Origin of the sequence: Labrys miyagiensis (genome assembly GCF_030160835.1) — a bacterium.
Taxonomy (GTDB): Bacteria; Pseudomonadota; Alphaproteobacteria; order Rhizobiales; family Labraceae; genus Labrys; species Labrys miyagiensis.
In genome coordinates this window covers 185915-201902 of the sequence record NZ_BSPC01000022.1, presented here as the reverse complement: position 1 = coordinate 201902, position 15988 = coordinate 185915, and the positions used below count along the sequence as shown (strand labels likewise).

Annotated in this window: 15 protein-coding genes and 1 pseudogene; 7 read left to right on the top strand and 9 right to left on the bottom strand. The window is 63.0% G+C overall.

All coding sequences use genetic code 11. The features are described 5' to 3' along the window. The first annotated feature begins 228 nt into the window (after nucleotides 1-228). The 6 genes from QQL24_RS12300 to QQL24_RS12275 all read left to right on the top strand — a co-directional run bounded on the left by QQL24_RS12300 (nucleotide 229) and on the right by QQL24_RS12275 (nucleotide 4610). Nucleotides 229-1011, top strand: coding sequence for a TIM barrel protein (locus tag QQL24_RS12300; RefSeq protein ID WP_284312364.1), 783 nt, complete (start codon nucleotides 229-231; stop codon nucleotides 1009-1011). A 68-nt stretch (nucleotides 1012-1079) separates the two neighbouring features. Further along, nucleotides 1080-1367: a MurR/RpiR family transcriptional regulator gene (locus tag QQL24_RS12295; RefSeq protein ID WP_284312363.1), complete on the top strand. Its 288-nt coding sequence runs from the start codon at nucleotides 1080-1082 to the stop codon at nucleotides 1365-1367. Nucleotides 1368-1670: 303 nt separating this feature from the next. Further along, nucleotides 1671-2681 (top strand): LysR family transcriptional regulator, encoded by a 1011-nt coding sequence (locus tag QQL24_RS12290; protein ID WP_284312361.1) that lies wholly within the window; start codon nucleotides 1671-1673, stop codon nucleotides 2679-2681. 63 nt (nucleotides 2682-2744) lie between these two features. Next, entirely contained in the window at nucleotides 2745-3248 is a 504-nt protein-coding gene (locus QQL24_RS12285; RefSeq protein ID WP_284312368.1) for a GAF domain-containing protein, read from the top strand. A gap of 390 nt (nucleotides 3249-3638) precedes the next feature. Then, nucleotides 3639-3836, top strand: a complete 198-nt coding sequence (locus tag QQL24_RS12280; protein ID WP_284312360.1) for a CbtB domain-containing protein — start codon at nucleotides 3639-3641, stop codon at nucleotides 3834-3836. 18 nt (nucleotides 3837-3854) lie between these two features. After that, the gene (locus QQL24_RS12275; RefSeq protein WP_284312358.1) at nucleotides 3855-4610 is read left to right on the top strand and encodes a CbtA family protein; all 756 of its coding nucleotides are present in this window, start codon (nucleotides 3855-3857) and stop codon (nucleotides 4608-4610) included. Nucleotides 4611-4787: 177 nt separating this feature from the next. On the opposite strand, the gene QQL24_RS12270 is transcribed toward QQL24_RS12275, so the two are convergent. The 8 genes from QQL24_RS12270 to QQL24_RS12235 form a co-directional block, all read right to left on the bottom strand. Beyond that, nucleotides 4788-5567, bottom strand: coding sequence for a cobalamin-binding protein (locus tag QQL24_RS12270; RefSeq protein ID WP_284312356.1), 780 nt, complete (start codon nucleotides 5565-5567; stop codon nucleotides 4788-4790). Nucleotides 5568-5728: 161 nt separating this feature from the next. Then, nucleotides 5729-6388: a DsbA family oxidoreductase gene (locus QQL24_RS12265; RefSeq protein ID WP_284312355.1), complete on the bottom strand. Its 660-nt coding sequence runs from the start codon at nucleotides 6386-6388 to the stop codon at nucleotides 5729-5731. 114 nt (nucleotides 6389-6502) lie between these two features. Further along, nucleotides 6503-6817, bottom strand: a complete 315-nt coding sequence (locus tag QQL24_RS12260; protein WP_284312354.1) for a hypothetical protein — start codon at nucleotides 6815-6817, stop codon at nucleotides 6503-6505. Nucleotides 6818-6880: 63 nt separating this feature from the next. Beyond that, nucleotides 6881-8896: a caspase family protein gene (locus QQL24_RS12255; RefSeq protein WP_284312353.1), complete on the bottom strand. Its 2016-nt coding sequence runs from the start codon at nucleotides 8894-8896 to the stop codon at nucleotides 6881-6883. A gap of 1326 nt (nucleotides 8897-10222) precedes the next feature. Beyond that, a complete protein-coding gene (locus tag QQL24_RS12250) occupies nucleotides 10223-10387 on the bottom strand; it encodes a hypothetical protein (protein WP_284312351.1) in 165 nt (54 codons plus the stop codon). Between the two features lie 292 nt (nucleotides 10388-10679). Beyond that, entirely contained in the window at nucleotides 10680-11393 is a 714-nt protein-coding gene (locus tag QQL24_RS12245; RefSeq protein ID WP_284312349.1) for a DNA-3-methyladenine glycosylase I, read from the bottom strand. Between the two features lie 242 nt (nucleotides 11394-11635). Then, nucleotides 11636-11965 (bottom strand): hypothetical protein, encoded by a 330-nt coding sequence (locus QQL24_RS12240; protein ID WP_284312347.1) that lies wholly within the window; start codon nucleotides 11963-11965, stop codon nucleotides 11636-11638. A 140-nt stretch (nucleotides 11966-12105) separates the two neighbouring features. Further along, a complete protein-coding gene (locus tag QQL24_RS12235; RefSeq protein WP_284312346.1) occupies nucleotides 12106-12729 on the bottom strand; it encodes a TetR/AcrR family transcriptional regulator in 624 nt (207 codons plus the stop codon). A gap of 485 nt (nucleotides 12730-13214) precedes the next feature. Between QQL24_RS12235 and QQL24_RS12230 the strand changes: the two are divergent. Continuing rightward, nucleotides 13215-14087 (top strand): annotated as a pseudogene (locus tag QQL24_RS12230) (xanthine dehydrogenase family protein molybdopterin-binding subunit); the annotation flags it as partial. A gap of 112 nt (nucleotides 14088-14199) precedes the next feature. Here the strand turns inward: QQL24_RS12230 and QQL24_RS12225 are convergent. Then, nucleotides 14200-15732 (bottom strand): alkaline phosphatase family protein, encoded by a 1533-nt coding sequence (locus QQL24_RS12225; protein WP_284312345.1) that lies wholly within the window; start codon nucleotides 15730-15732, stop codon nucleotides 14200-14202. Nucleotides 15733-15988 lie beyond the last annotated feature (256 nt).

Below are 15988 nucleotides of genomic sequence, written 5' to 3'. Positions count from 1 at the left end.
CGACCTCTCCCTCGAAAGCCTCATGTTCCACATGGCCGGCGGAACAGGCCTCTCCGCCCTCGAACACGAATTGCAAGGAAGAGCAACGGAACAGACGGCCACGCAACAGTAGAGGCCCTTCCCGCCCCCAAACGCTCACCTCTAACCGCCGAGTACCCGCATACAGCGCCGGTGCATTGCCGGAGCTTGCCCAAATGTCATTGAACCATGATGAAAGAGCCGGCTGACATGACCATTCCCTTCACCCTCGCCGCCTGCGCCGAGATGCTCTGGCGGGACAGGCCGATCGAATGGCGTTGCATGCGCCTCGCCGAAATGGGCTTTCAGGTCGGCCTCTGGAACTGGCCTGACCACGATCTGACGAAACTCGAAAAGTCCGGCGCCACCTTCTCGATCATGAACGGCTATCTGCGAGGCCGGCTGACCGATGAGGCCGGCGCGGAAGAACTCCTGGCGACCGCACGCGAGACGGCCAGGGTTGGCAAAAGGCTGGGTGTCCAGCGTCTCAACCTCCACGGCACCGGCCTCGGTGCCGGCGGGCTGCCGGTCACCCCGTGCGAGGTGGTCAGCGGCGCGATGTGGCTGAAGGCGCGCGACACGCTGCTGCGGATCGCTGAGATGGCAGAGGAAGAGGACGTCGTGTTCACCCTCGAGAATCTCAACCTGCCTCTCGACCATCCTGGCGTGCCCTTCGGGCGAGCCGAAGACACGCTCGCGCTTGTTTCGGCGGTCGATCATCCGCGCCTGCGACTGAACCTCGATCTCTACCACGCTCAAATCGGCGAAGGGAACCTGATCGAACTCTGCCGCCGTTGCCTGCCCTGGATCGGCGAGATTCAGGTGGCCGATGTGCCCGGCCGGATGGAACCCGGCACAGGCGAGATCAACTACCAGGGCATTGCCAGGGCGCTCCATGCGCTGGGCTATGATGGCCCGGTCGGCATGGAGGCCTTCGCCTCGAACGATCCGGAAGCGGCACTCGAGGCCTTCCGTCGTGCCTTCACGCTTTAAGGCGAAGGCTATCATCGGGCGGCTTGACGCCTTCCAATCCGGACGCCAACGCAAGGAACCTTCATGCCATGAGCGAGATGCCCCTAAGCGTTCCTCCATCCAGCTTCGAGGAACTCAAACTCATGATGGCACATCATAAGATCAGGCTGCCGCGGCAACTCTACCGTATCATGATCGAGGCAATCCAAGGCCCGGATCTGATTGCCTTCGGCACCGCGCATGACGTTGCCGCGACTTGCGGGGTATCGCCGTCAACGGTGAGCCGGCTGGCCAGGCATCTCGGCTTCAAGAGCTTCAAGGAGCTCAAGGCCTTGTTTCGGGAGCCTTTCCAAGAAGTGACGTTTCGGACCGCGTAAAGGTCGGCGGCTCCCGACCCATCATGAACATCGAGTGCTCGGACCTGATGTCTGGAATGAGGGCTTCCTCAGGCCGGTGCCACACCACTTGCCGCATCTACGCTGCACCGCCGTGATCGTATTCAGGTCCATGCGGACCCCCTTGCAGCGGCGTCCTGATATGACCGGCTCATGCAATCTCCACGCCACAGGCGTTTCGAATTGACATTATCGCTATAGTCACATGTATATATCGTTCTGGAAATTTCATTAATAAGATGGTAATGTTGCCAGTGAGGCAACATGGCGTTGGAGGAGCTTCGGATGGGATCGACCGACATCAAAGCGGACGCCGACGAGACCTCGCTGATCGACAAGCACCCTCAGGAAACGGTGTTGTCACCGAGCCTGCTGGCGCGAGTCTTCTGCCAGCCTTCACTCATCTACTTCGCGGCGGTGGCGGACCATCTCTCGATCCGGGAAGCGGCAAGGCGCCTGAACGTGGTGTCGTCCGCCGTGTCGCGGCAGGTTTCCCAGCTTGAAGAAACGCTGGGCATGATGCTGTTCAATCGGGACGGCCATCGCATGTCGCTCACTCCCGCCGGCGAAATCCTGCGCCGTCAGGCGAGCCGGGTGACTGCGCCTCTCGAAGCGGCGATTTCGGAACTCGACATGTTGCGTGGCCTGAGAACCGGCACGGTCCGCATCGCCAGCGTGGAAAGCATCGGCCTGTCCTTTCTCCCCTCGCTGCTCGCTGATTTCGGGCGACGCTACCCGCGCCTGCATCTCGATGTCTCGATCACCTCGTCCGCCAATGTGATCGCCGGCCTCATGGAAGAGCGTTTCGACGTCGGTTTCGGTTTCCTGGTCAATGATTCTCCGCATATCGAGCAGGGTGTCCGCCGGGATGTGCCGATCGGCGTGCTGATGCGCCCGGATCATCCCCTCGCCCAGGTGCCACGCCTGACGCTGTCAGCCTGTCTTCCCTATCCTATCGCGCTGGGCAAAAAGGAGCTCTCGATTCGCGAAGTCATCGAGCCTTTTCTGATGCGCTCAACCAATGTGCTGCCCCCCTTCCTCGAAGTTGATTCCATCCGCATCCTGGTGGATGTCGCCCTGCAGGGGCACCACGCGTCGATCATGACGCCCATCGGTGCGCATAAGGAAATTGCCGATGGCGCGCTCGTCTTCCGGCCGCTGCAGGACCCGGGCCTGCCGACCAACCGTTTCGGCCTGATGGTAAAGGCTGGCGGCGGCCTGCATTTTGCCCCAGCGGTCTTCTACGAACACGCCAGGCAGCACTTCAACACGCTCGAACTACCCGGAGCGATTTGACGACGGGCTCGGCGACGGAGCAGCATCGCCCCCGCCCCGGCATTGGGAGACCAGACCGACATGATCTTTCAGGCAGCCGCCATCCGGCTTGACGACAAATCCGAATTCTATCGCGACCTCGCCGGCCAACTCTGGGCCCTCCTCGACGGCGAGACGGACGCCATCTCCAATGCCGCCAACACCTCGGCCCTGATCTTTCAGATGGTGCCCGATCTCAACTGGGCCGGGTTCTATTTTCTGCGTTCGGAGCGAGAGCTGGTGGTCGGTCCCTTCCAGGGCAAGCCGGCCTGCGTGCGCATCGCCGTCGGCCGCGGCGTCTGCGGCAGCGCGGTCGAGCAGCGCCGCTCGATCCTGGTCGAGGACGTGCATGCCTTTCCGGGACATATCGCCTGCGACGAGGCATCCCGGTCGGAACTGGTGGTGCTCCTGCTTCGCGACGGGCGGGTCCTTGGCGTGCTCGACCTCGACAGCACGATCGCAGGCCGCTTCGACCGCGAGGACCAGGCCGGCATGGAGGCGCTGGCCGCGATCTATGTTGATGCCAGCGGCTGGCAGGGTCGGGCCTGACCCTTGTCCTGCTTTTCGCTCCCGCTCGTGTCCTCAGGCGGGCATGGCCTGCCAGACTCCAGCCAGATCTTCGTAACAGGGAAAGACCCGAGCGCCTTCCCGCACCAGAACATCAGCCCTGCAGGTTCTTATCAACCGCCTGATGCGGTTCGCCGGCTTTCAATCGGCGCCCTCCATGGTTGCGTGGACCCATACTATCTCTCATGGGTTGATTGTTGCTCCCCTGCCTCATCGATATAACAACGTGGCATCTTCACGTTCGAGGAAGCCGGTGAAAACCCGGAACGGTCGCGCCACTGTATTCGGCTGGGCTTCTTGCCAGCCGAGAGTCAGACCCTCTTCGTGACTACGCATGACTCATACCTGGACGCGAAATCCGAGGAGACACCCTTGATCAGTTCAACTGCAGCGCCCATCGCCATTCCCCTTCGCGACGTTATTCCCTGGGCGATTTTTGCCGGGCTTCTGTGCCTGATCGCCATCTACTTCGTAGGTGCCGAGGAGGGAGCCACTTCGATCATTCAGGGCATGTATGTGCATGAATGGGTGCATGACGGCCGCCATCTGCTTGGCTTCCCCTGCCACTGAGAAGAAAGCACCACCGAGATGGTTAGAGATCTCCTCGTCCGGGGGATGCTGGTCGGCATCCTCGCGGGTCTGCTGTGCTTTGGCTTCCTGAAAATCTATGGTGAGCCCCAGGTCGACCGCGCGATCGCCTTCGAAACCCAGATGGACGAAGCCAAGGCCAAGGCTGAAATGGCAAAGGGCATGCCAATGCCGGCGGATGAACCGGAGCTCGTCAGCCGGCTGACGCAGGCAAGCTGGGGCCTGCTGACGGGCGTGATGGCGTACAATATCGCGTTCGGCGGCCTCTTCGCCCTGGCCTTCGCCTTCGTGTTCGGACGGCTCGAGGCGACCAGTTCGCCGCGCGTCGCGGCAGTCCTGGTCGCCCTGACAGGTTTCATCGCGATCTATCTGGTGCCGAACCTGAAATATCCGGCCAATCCGCCCTCCGTGGGCAATCCGGATACCATCGGCATCCGCACGGGCCTCTACTTCCTGATGATCGCGATTTCGCTCGGCACCATGATTCTGGCAGCCAATATGCGCAAGGCGCTGGTCGGGCGCTGGGGCAACTGGAATGCCACGCTGATCGTCGCCGCAAGCTATCTGGCCGTGGTGGTGATCGCCGCCCTGCTGATGCCCGTCATCGACGAGGTGCCGGAGGGCTTCCCGGCTGTCATCCTCTGGAAATTCCGTGTCGCCTCGATGGGCGCGCAGACCATCATGTGGTCGACGCTGGCCCTGGTGTTCGGCGCCTTCGCCGAGAAGCTGATGGTTCAAAAGCGGGTTGCGGCCTGACTCCCATGCCGGCCGCTCGCCAACGGCCGGCCTTTTGCGAAAGCCACGTCCGGGGCGCTTTACCTCCACATCGAATCACCAAGAATCGCAAAGTGCGTTTGATACCAGGAAGTCCATTTGAAATTGCGCTCCCGCTTGAACGCATTTTGCTCTTGGGCACGCCATGGATGCGGCCTTTCACGGCCAAAGCACACGCAGAATCGCGTCGAGACCATCCGTCAAGGCTGCGGGCCCGGGCTGCAGGATCAGCGGCGACTTGATCTCCACGATTCGCCCTTCGCGCACGGCGGGGATGCGCTCCCACCCGGGCCGGCCGCTGATCCTGGCAGGCACGACCCTCTTGCCGCACCAGGAGGCAAGGATGACATCCGGCGCCGCGGCAATAACCTCATCGGACGAGACGATCCGGTCAGCCGCCGCTTTCTCGCACGCCTTGTGCGGAAAGATATCGTCGCCGCCGGCGATGCCGATCAGCTCGGAAACCCAGCCGATGCCGCTGATCATCGGTTCGTCCCATTCCTCGAAATAGATTTTTGGGCGATGCCCCCGTACCAGGGAGGCGATATCGCCAAGCCGCTTCTCGTAGCTCAGCACCAGCGCCTCGGCTTTCTCGAAAGCACCCACCAGGGCGCCGACCGTGCGGATCATCGACAGGATGCCGGCGATGTCGCGCTGGTTGAAGGCGTGGACTTCGATGCCCGCCTTCACAAGGCTCATCGCGATCTCGGCCTGAAGATCTGAAAAGGTGAGCACCAGATCAGGCTTGAGCGCGAGGATTTTGGGGATATCGGCCGAGGTGAAGGCGGAGACGCGCGGCTTCTCGCGTCGCACCTGCGGCGGGCGCACCGCATAGCCAGACACGCCGACGATGCGGTCCTGCTCCCCCAGCAGATAGAGAGTCTCGACCGTCTCCTCGGTCAGGCAGACGATGCGGGAAGGTGGAAAACGACCGGCCATCGGCTAGAGGTAGCCCGGCACGCGAGCGCCGGCAATATTTCGGCTGCTTCGTCAGGGGAACCGTACCCGGCGAGAAACCCGGCCATCACGGTTGTCACCAAATCCCGGCGAGGCATCGGCCTGCCCTGCCCGCCTAGTGCATCTGGACCTGCGCAGTTGCCCTATGCGGCCGGCGCAACTTCGGCCGCGATATTCCGCAGGGCTTTCTCGAAGGCGTCGGCGGGCTGGCCGCCCGAGATCAGCCACTTCTCGTTGATGACGACGGCCGGCACGGCGCTGATGCCGCGAGATTGCCACAGACGTTCGGCATCGCGGACTTCCTGGGCGTAGCGCCCGGTTTCCAGAACCTCCCGCGCCGCTTCGCCGTCGAGGCCCGCGGAGATGGCGGCGGCGACCAGCACGTCCGGCTCGGCGACATTGGCGCCATCGGTGAAATAGGCTTTGAACAAGGCAAGCTTCAGCGCCTGCTGGTGGCCGCTCGTCTCCGCCCAGTGCAGGAGGCGGTGGGCGTCGAATGTGTTGTAGATCCGGCTCTCCTCCGACATGTTGAAGGTAAAGCCGACGCTGGCGCCTCGCGCGCGGATCATGGCCCGGTTGGCGGCGGACTGTTCGGCGGTGATCCCGTATTTATGGGTGATGTGCTCGACGATGTTTTGGCCTTCGGTGGGCATTGAGGGGTTCAGCTCGAAGGGCTGAAAGGTGATATCAGCCTCCACTGCATCCGAGGTGCGGGCGAGTGCTTCCTCCAGCCCCTTGAGGCCGATGATGCACCAGGGGCAGGCTACGTCGGAGACGAAGTCGATCTTGAGATGTTGGGCCATATCTTCACTCTGGCGTTGTTTTCGTCATGCGGGTCAGGCCCGGGATATCGGCCTGCGAAGGGCGGGATGCAACCCTTCCCGCCTTTCCGGCCCTTCAACTTCCCGCCATCGAACTCAGGCCTTGCCGGCTCCTCCAGCCTCCAGGAGTGCGCCGGCGATCGCGGCGCCCTCTTCCTCCGTGGATCCGGCCGGCATGGTCCGTCCGGCGCGGCCATACCAGTAGCGCGCGTTCGGCAGGTCTCCTTCGATGCGATGCAGCCAGGCATGCACCCAGTCGCTCTCGCGGTCGTCTCCGGCCTGGACGATGGTGTGGGCGCGGTCCCATTCGCCACGCAGGCCGTGCCATATGGCCCGCAGAGGCTGACTGATCGGCGCGGGCGGCTCCTCGCGTTTCACGCTGGCGATAAAATCCGAAATGTCGGCTGCCATCCGAGACTCCCTTTTCATGTCCGTCCATGATCGCCGCCCCGGCGAGGCTCCGCAAGCCCGCCTTCAGCGCGCCATGCTCCAGGCCGCCACGCCGCCGCGGTACCAATAGACGTTCCGGTATCCGGCATGGATCGCTCGCAAGGCAGCATTATAGCCCTCCCAGCAACGCGGCCCCCGGCAGTAGAACACCAGCGGGAAGGAGAAATTGCCGCCGGTGAGCTGCTGCAGCTTGGCGATGGCAAGCTTCTGGACATTGTCCGAAAAGTTGCCACCGTTGCCCATGCCGGCCAGGTTGATGGCGGAGGGAATGAGATTGTGCTGCGCGGTCCAGACATCGACGAGCAGGCCGATATGGGCTCCGGAAAAGCTGGCCCAGACTTCGCCCGTCGTCAGCACAGTGCCGCCGGGGATGGTCGTGGGCGTTGGCGTGCCGATCTGGAAATTGGGCCTCAGCCGGGGCTGGGCCGGCACGCCCCAATCGGTGGCTTCCTCGCCGACGGTGCGCACGAAGGCGGCGTTCTTGTAGACACCGGCCATCGGCGACATCTGCCAGGCCTGCAGACCGCCGCGATACCAGTAGACATTGGTGTAGCCGGCCTCGCGGGCTCGCAGGGCCGCGTTGTAGCCCTCCCAGCATTGGGCACCGGCGCAATAGAAGATCAGGGGAAAATCGGTCCTGCCCGCCGTTATGTCCTTGAGGCGGCCGGCGAGCCAGCTCTGCGTCGCATCCGACATCGTGCCGTCCCGTCCGGCGCCGGCGACGTTCACCGCACCTGCAATCATCTGGTGGGGACTTTCGAGGGCATCCAGCAAGGCGAATTGCGTCTGCCGGGTGGCGACCAGGGCGGCCACCTCCCCGGTCGAGATGACAGCGGCCCCAGGGATCGAGGTCGGCGTGGGCGTGCCGATGGCATTGCTCGCGCGCAGCGTCGCCGTCGGGGCGACGGCCCAGTCCCTGGCTTCCTCGCCATAGGCGCGGACGAGGGCCGGATTGTTGAGAAGGCCGCGTTTGGCCGAGGGTAGTTCCAGGGAGGCGCTTTGCTGGGGCACGGATGCAGCAGGCGCGGGGGTGACGGCGGGCGAAGAAGCCGGGGCCGGCGCCGGCTGAAGCGATGCCAGCTTGTCGCCGGCCATTGTCGCATAGATCGTGCCGGCATAGCGCTTCTGGAATTCGGTGAGGGCGTTCCGGTCGGTCGATGTGGAGAGCGACGGCCAGATCAGCGCAGCCTCCGCCACGCGCGGGTCGACGGTAGCAGCGGGGGCCGGCGGTGGCTCTGCGAGCGTGGAAGCGGCGGTGACCAGGGTGAACTTGTCGAAAAGATCGACGACCAGCTCGGGCTTCTGCGTGCCGTTGGTCGAGCTGATCACCGAGCGCGCCACGTTGTTGAGCATTTCGGTGACGTCGACATTGGGGGCCGGCAATTGCGTCAGCAGCGCCGCCGCGAAGGGCGAATGCTCCCCTGCACCGTCCTTGGCCGTCTGCAGATGCTGGGCGGCATACATCACGATCAGCCCGTCGGCACTCGATACGCGGGCAAGGCCCCGTTCCTGCCCAACGGCGCGCGTCTTCGCGGCGCTCTGCTTGAGGGCCTGCTCGGCGGCATTGTCGCGGCACGCATCGAACAGGGCGATACGCACGCCCTTGGCCTCGCGCAGACGAGCCAGCACGTCCTCCACCGGGATCACACTGCGCTCGGCCTTGCGCAATTCATCGAAGACGGCATCGGAGGGCACGAGATAAGGCTGGTTCTCGAAGGTGGAGCCATGTCCGGAGAAATAGACCAGCGCGAGATCGGCTTCGCGGGCCTGGTCCTCGAAACTGTCGAGATCGGCCTCGAAATCGTCCTTCTTCAGATCCTCGCCGTAGACGACGCTGAAGCCGAGCTTCACCAGCGTATCGCGGATCGCGCGGGCGTCATTGACGGGGTTGGCGAGATCGGGGGCCGAGATCGGGCCATTCCCCTTGGAATAATGATCGATACCGACCACGAGCGCCACGCGCTTGTCGGCAAGCGCCGCTCCGGAGAAACAGCTTATGCCAATGAATACCACGGCGCTGAGAGTGTTTCGCCAACGCATTGGAGCCCTCCTCTCGGCGGGTGGCAGTGACGGATCGGCTCGATCCGCTTCAACGGATTATCGTCGGAAAACGAGGTGTCCGAAAAGGCCACTCTTTGTAGCAGGGCCAGCTTAGATGCTTAAATATTAAGGCGGATGACAGCACCTGCCTCGGGCACAACACCGGCTTGCCGATTCACCGATTCTTCAACGATCCCCAAGCGTCGGCTTCTCTCGCCTCCGCGGCCTTCCCACCGCAACGCGCAAACGCTCTCGTTCCCACGCCCTTTCCGGCTGGGTTGATGAGGAGACCGGGCGATGGCGGCTGCGGAGCAGCCGTGAAAGCAGGATCATGGAAGATGCTGGCCGCACTGTCGGTGCAGGCCGCCATCGCCCTGTTCCGGCTGCCTGGCGCGCTGACAAGGCGCGCAAGGCCACCTGTTTTTCCGCCTTATGCAGGCGGAGGCGAGCCGGGAGCGGATGGCACGGACCATCCGAACCTGAGCCAGCCGGCTCGGTCAAGGGGCTCAGCGCTGCAGTCCTGGCCGGACAGTGGCATCAGCCGTCTTCACCGCATCGGCGGGATGTGGGGACGAAGGCGTTGCCGGGCTCAAGCCCGTCACGCTCCGTCCAGGGATCACAGGGCACTTCCATGGGGTGCCGATCCCGTCTGTCCCGCGCGTCACCCCTGGAAGCCGGCTTCGAAAGAAGCAGGACCGCCGTGCGCCCACCGCTTGGACAGGCTGTTGGGGTGGATGGAGGCGTTCGGGGCCGGGTTGTACCTGCGCCGGCCGCTGACGTCTCGTTCCGTCAGGGAATAAAGCATAGGGCCGAACTGATGTCAAGATCTGTTCTCTTTATGTCTGGGCTGCGAACTCGGATTGACGATTTACTACGGCATTGCCGTTGGGGGGTATTTCCCGGGTGCGCGGACGTCTCGTCCGCTCTTGGAAACGGCGCGGCTGCTGGTTGGAAGGGGCGGATCGTCTGACACTCACTTGAGTGTCATAGGACGTCCGCGCACCCAGCAAGAGCACTCGGCGGCTGCCGTAATATGGGCCTGCACGGCCGCACGCGCCGCCTGCGGGAAGCGGCGTATGACGGTATCGCGGAAGCCCCGCGGGAACGATTGCCGAATAATATCGTCAACCCGGCGGCGCTCAGCACCCCCGGGTCGCGCAATGGCTGCTCAACAAGCCGTGGAGGATCGCATGGCTTTGCTTCCTCGATGCTCCAGAGCAAAACGCGTTTAAGCGTAAACGCATTTTTACTCTAACTCTTTGTTTCGACGCGTCTTTGTGATTCTTACCGATTCCGTCAAATCGCAAAACGCTCCAGTCAAGCTGCTCAGGTCGTCTTGATGAAGCAGCCGATCGTCAGCACCAGCCAGCCTGCCAGCGCCACGAAGACGGCGTAGGGCTCAACGGCAGCCACGAGATGGGCCGCGCCGATCAGCGCGACGATGGCGAGCAGCAGGGAAACAATGAAGATCCATCGGGATGGGGTATGCATGGGAATTCCTTTCGCGACACTTCCGTAACGTTATCAACCTTGATGGAGAAAGGTCGATTCTCGTTAGTTTTGTCAAGAAAATACAAATAAAGTAATTGAGCATGAATATATCGATATTTGCGCTACTATACTTATGTAAGAAAGCAACGGGAGAGACATCCCCAGTCGTATAGCCGGACGCATCGGCCCGCAGGACGTGGCCGAGCTGAAGACGCAAGCATTGCGTGTGAAGTGCCTGCCGTCAGTTGGCTGGGGAAATCGCATCCTCGATCACCGCGACGGGCCGATGTCATTACCCCTTCTTGCGCGGTTCCCGATAACCATGGCTGTCGCTGTCGACGCTCATGGCAAGCACCCGGCTGATGGCAGTGAGGTCGCGCCCGGATTCCCGGGACCAGCGGTTGAAGGCGGCCTGGATGGCGGCCAGGTCCTTCTTGCCGCTCGGCGGCTTGGCCAGCACACCCTCGCGGATCAGGGCCGCCACCATGTCGGGTGTGGCAATGAAGGCTGGCTTGCCGATCCCGCGCAGGAAGCGGCCGGCGGCATCGCCTCCGAGATGGCTGGCGCGCTTCTTGAGGACATCGAGGAGGCCGACATAATCGCTGTCGGGCCAATCGGCAAAGAAGCGAGCGGCGCTGCCATGCTCAGCCTTGAGATCGAGGAGGAATTTCGCGTTGAGCTGCACCGAGCGGATCTTGGCGCCGTTGCGAACAATACCGCGGTCCTGCATCAGCACGTCGAAATGGTCGTCCGTCATGAAGGCGCAGGCATGCGGCTCGAAGCCCTGGAAGCCCGTCTCGAAGGCAGGCCATTTGTCGTCGATGACCTTGGACGAGAAGCCGGCATAGAAGATGCGGCGCGTCATCTCGGCCAGGATGCGGTCATCAGGGATCTGGGCGATTTCGGACGGCGTGCGGGAGGCGGTGGTCGCGAGCGCCTGGTCCAGCGCGGCGGCGCCGCCCTTGCGCCCCCCGGCCAGCTCGAAGATTTCGGCAAAAGGCCTCATCGCGGCATTCCCTGCTAGAGCAAAATGCATTCAGGCAGAAGCGGAGTTCCAGATCAACTCGCTGGTAGCAAATGCATTTTGCGATTCTTGGTGATTCGATCTGAAGGTAAAACGCTCTGGCCGGCCCGGCTGCGCGCGACGGATTCGGCGTGACGATACGATGGACAATAGCCACGCCGCCCGTCTTCGGTCCAGCCGGACGGCTTCACCGGGCACAACCCGGCTTTCCGCCTCTCACGATCTCAGTTGATGACCGATTTGCGCGCCGACAGGCAAGGAGGCAGCGCCTTCTGATCAAGCTGCCTCAACGCCTCCGTGATCTCTTCGAAGCTCACCTGTTGCGCGCCGGATGACGTGATGTGCGCACCGAGCGGCGGCAGCGCTTCCGCGGCACAGGCTTGGGAGGCCCAGGACGACAGGATCGCCCGTTGCTCGGCAATCGTCAGGCTGGAATCGGCGAGGACATTTGCCGGCCGCTTGTAAAAGCGCTGTGGGCACATCAGCCGGTCGAGTTCGGCGTCATGCGTCAAAAGATGCGCTGGCGGGAGTGAGGTGCCTGGCCGCTGCGTCATCGATCGTCTCCTTGCTCTGCTCCTTTCGACATGGCCCGGCATTGGCAGGCCGAGCCTGCCCGATATTTTGTCGCGGATTCCCGCAGTTCAAGGGCGACGGTATCGTGAAATGCGATCATTTCAACCGCACCGCGCCCCGTTCATGGCCGGCCGCGGCGTGCCCCGGCTCTCAGGCCGTCCATCAGCAGCGACACCAGGCGCCGGGAGCGATCCCGCCAATCGGGCGAGGCCGGCGCCGCGTAGATGCCCGACAGAGCATGGAACACATCCGAGACATCGATATCCTCGCGGATGAGGCCCTCGGCCCTTGCGGCATCGAGAAGGCGACTCAGGGCCCGCGAGATCATGCCCCACGAGCTGGAGAACAGTTCGGAATTGGAGGCGCTGAGCAGCTTGAGGCTGTTCGCCATGCCGCGCTTGGCGGCGATGTAGTCCACGAAGCGCTGCATCCACTCGGAGAGGGCGACATCGGACGGATGCCGGGCCGCGAGTTCATCGGCGGCCGCGCTGAGTGCCTCGACCTCCCGGCGATAGACCACCTCGACCAGATGCTCGCGGCTGGGAAAGTGCCGATAGAGCGTGCCGATGCCGACCCCTGCCTTGCGGGCGATCTCCTCCAGCGAAGTCTCGATGCCGTGCTCGGCAAACTCCAGCGCCGCGACCTCGGCCAGCCGCTCGCGGTTGCGCTGAGCGTCGGCGCGCGGGCGCTTCGGCGGAGCAGCCGTGGGCTTTTCCCTCGTCTCGGCCAGCGGGTCGGCGGTCAATTCGAACTCCAGTGCAAAAAGGGCTTGAACCGAACGGCTCAAACCTATAGTTTCAAAAAACGGAGGCGCCTCCGCTTCATGCCAGAGACGCTCATAACACCTTATCTCACCACATATAAGGCCTGTCATGCATTTTAGGCAGGCCCTGGACAACAAAGGGACGGCCTCGCGAGCCCCCCTGCCCCCAAAGCCACTCGCTTCCATACGGCCCATCGGGGCTTCAGCCTGATCTCACAGGGAACAGGATCATGACCTATCAGACCACCACCACACTCGACCCCAACAGGCAGGCCCGGCCCGTGACGATCGAACCACGCATCACCCTGCTCGACGCGCCTCGCAATCCTGGCGGGCGTATGCCGCTGGCTATCCTGACGAGCGAATGGGGCGACGCCGGAAAGGCGCTCGCCCAAGCGCCAGTCCGCATCGAAGCCACCTACACCACCCCGCGCGATCATGGCGCGTCGATTGAAGCCCATGTCGATAGGCCCGCGACGCGCCAGACCCTGGCGCTTGGCGCCACCAGGCAGGGCATGCTGCTTTCCATCATGCATCGAGGCGTCAGCGATGCCCCGGTGGATGGCGGCCCGGGCGAGCGGCTCGGCGCGGTGACCTCGATCATGTATGCCACCGAGAATTTCTTGTCGCGGCAGCGGAGGCTGCCTGTCGCCAAGGCCTTTTCCGGCACTCTGCATGTAACCAGCGAAACGGCGAGCGCCTTCGGCATCGAATGCGCCATCGACGAACTCGCCATTAAGCTGGGCATCGATCCCCTGGTGATGCGGCTTCTGAATTATGCGGATGTCGATCCGCAGACGAACAAGCCCTGGTCGACGCGGCAGTTGCGCGAAGCTTTCGCCGCCGGCGCCGAGACCTTCGGCTGGTCAAGGCGCAACCCGCGGCCGTGCTCGATGCGTGAGGGTTCCGAGCTCATCGGCTATGGCATGGCGGCCGGCACCTGCCCAGCCGGCCCCTCGTCCACTGAGGGTGACACATCGCGCCATAGCTGGTGTGCCCATTTCGTGGAAGTGCGAGTCGATGCGGATTTGGGCACTGTACGGGTAACGCGCATGGTTTCGGCGCTGGATTCGGGGCGCGTCAGCAATCGCAAGTTCGCCGAGAGCCAGTGGAAGAGCGGCATCCTCAAGGGCATCGGCCAAGCCTTAGGCAAGAAGGGCTGCCCCGACATCAAGATGATCTCGGTCGGCATCCCTGACTACGAGGCCTCGACTCTTGGCGGCAAGGCAGTGGGTGAACTCGGCATTGTCGGCGTCGCCCCGGCAATCGCCAATGCGGTCTTCCATGCCACCGGCAAACGGGTCCGCGACCTGCCGATCACGGTCGAAAGGCTGAGCTGAGAGAGGCGGCGCCGAACTGGCCGGCGCCGCTCGGGGGCGGGTCTTCAGACCCGGCATCTGGTCGCACCCGCCTCCATCGAGAGCCGGGTCTGAAGACCCGCCCCCATCCTACTCAGAACGGCGTGCCCGGCAGTTCCTGCGTGTCTTCCTTGACCACCGCCTGGAGCTCGGCGGGATCGTAGCCCAGCGCGCGCAGCACGGTCGGGGCGACCTGCGTGGTCTGCACCAGCGCGGTGATGGTCTTCGGCTGGATACCGGGACCGCTAACCAGCAGGGCGATGCTGCGATCGCTGGCATTCGCGCCGCCATGCTCGGCGATCTTCGAGCCGGAGGTATAGACGACGCCCGGATTGACCGTGACGATGAAGTCCGGCGTGCGGCTGTCCCTGGCCGGATCCTGATAGGCCAGCGCCAGCTGGTTCGGCGTCAGCACCTGGCCGATGCCGAGGGTCTTGATCGACTTCTCGAGATAGGCCGCCGCTGCGGCGAGATTCTTCTCGCGATCCTGCGGCTTCAGCCAGATCAGCGAGGCGTCGTCGGCAATATGGAAGCCATAACCCGGTGTCTTTGAGTAAGGATCGTCATCAAGCGGCTGGAAGGTGGCGGAGTCGATGGGCGACTGGCCGTGCTTGGAAGCCACCACGACCAGCGTGCTGTCGTCGAGCTTGTTGTCGCGCAGGGCCGCGAACAATTCGCCCAATGCCCCGTCGACATAATCGAGCTGCTTGGCCAGGCCGCTATTGGGCGTGGCGGCGGCATCGGCATAGCCGCCCGTCAGGCCGGCTTCATCGCCGGGGCCGGATTTCGGCAGCTTCTGGCCGACGCTGACGGCCTGGAAATTCATGCCGAACAGCGCCGGGACGGGCTCTTTCGTGGTGCCGGTGCTGTCAAGGCCGCGCATCTCGTTGATCAGCACCTTGACGCGGGCCTCGTCGAAATCCCGCTCGGCCTTGAAGCTGCCCGTCGTCTTCACCTTGGTGCCGGGAATGAGCGAATCCTGTTCCAGGGCATAGAAATCATCAAGCCCCTTGCCGGAGGGACCGTTCAGCCATTCATAGGCCGGATGCTTGTCAGACCAGGCGGTGCGGCCGCCATGCTGCTTCACCACCTCGAAGATATTGTTCACGCGCACGAAATCATGGGGGAAGACGGTGGTGCATTTGCCGTTCACCAGCACCACAGGCAGTTTGGCGGGGTCGATCTGCGTTGTCGCCTGCCCGGGCGTGCCGCCGCCATCGAGGCGGTCGGTATCCTTGTCGACATTCTCGGCGAAGGAGACTTCCGTGCCGGGAGCGCCCTGGCAATTCGAGCCCGGGGCGAAATAGGTGCGATCGAAGCTGTCGTCATAGAAGACACCGGTTACGGCCGGTGTGCCGCCGGTGACCTGCGCCACCAGGCCGGGAAAGGAGTCCGAGGGAGCCGTGGTCAGCGCGTTGGGGTAGAACAGTCCATGCTGGGTCAGGCCAGCCAGGGCGCCGGCGGGATGGGACGCAACATAATTGGCCACATCGATGGCGTGCAGGCCGTCAACGCTGATGAGCAATACGTGCTTGTAGGGAGTTCCCGCCGCCTGGGCCTGCTGCATGGCGAATGCCGGCATGACTGCCAGCGAGCCGAGCAGAATCGATCTGAAAAGACGCCTCATCGACTTATCCTTCGTTTTTGAGGGAGTGAGTGCGAGTCTCGGCTACCAGTCCGAAATGACAGTTACGTGAAATTTATGTAATGATGCTAATAATATATAGATTTATGCCAAAATAGATTTTCGTATATCTTAGATATATTTGATATTAATCAATAAACACAAATAAGAATTCCTTTCATCGTCCGCAGAGACGATGATTCATTTGGGTTAGATGATGGAGCGACGGCTGCCAGGCCGGTTATGTCATGAGCGTGCT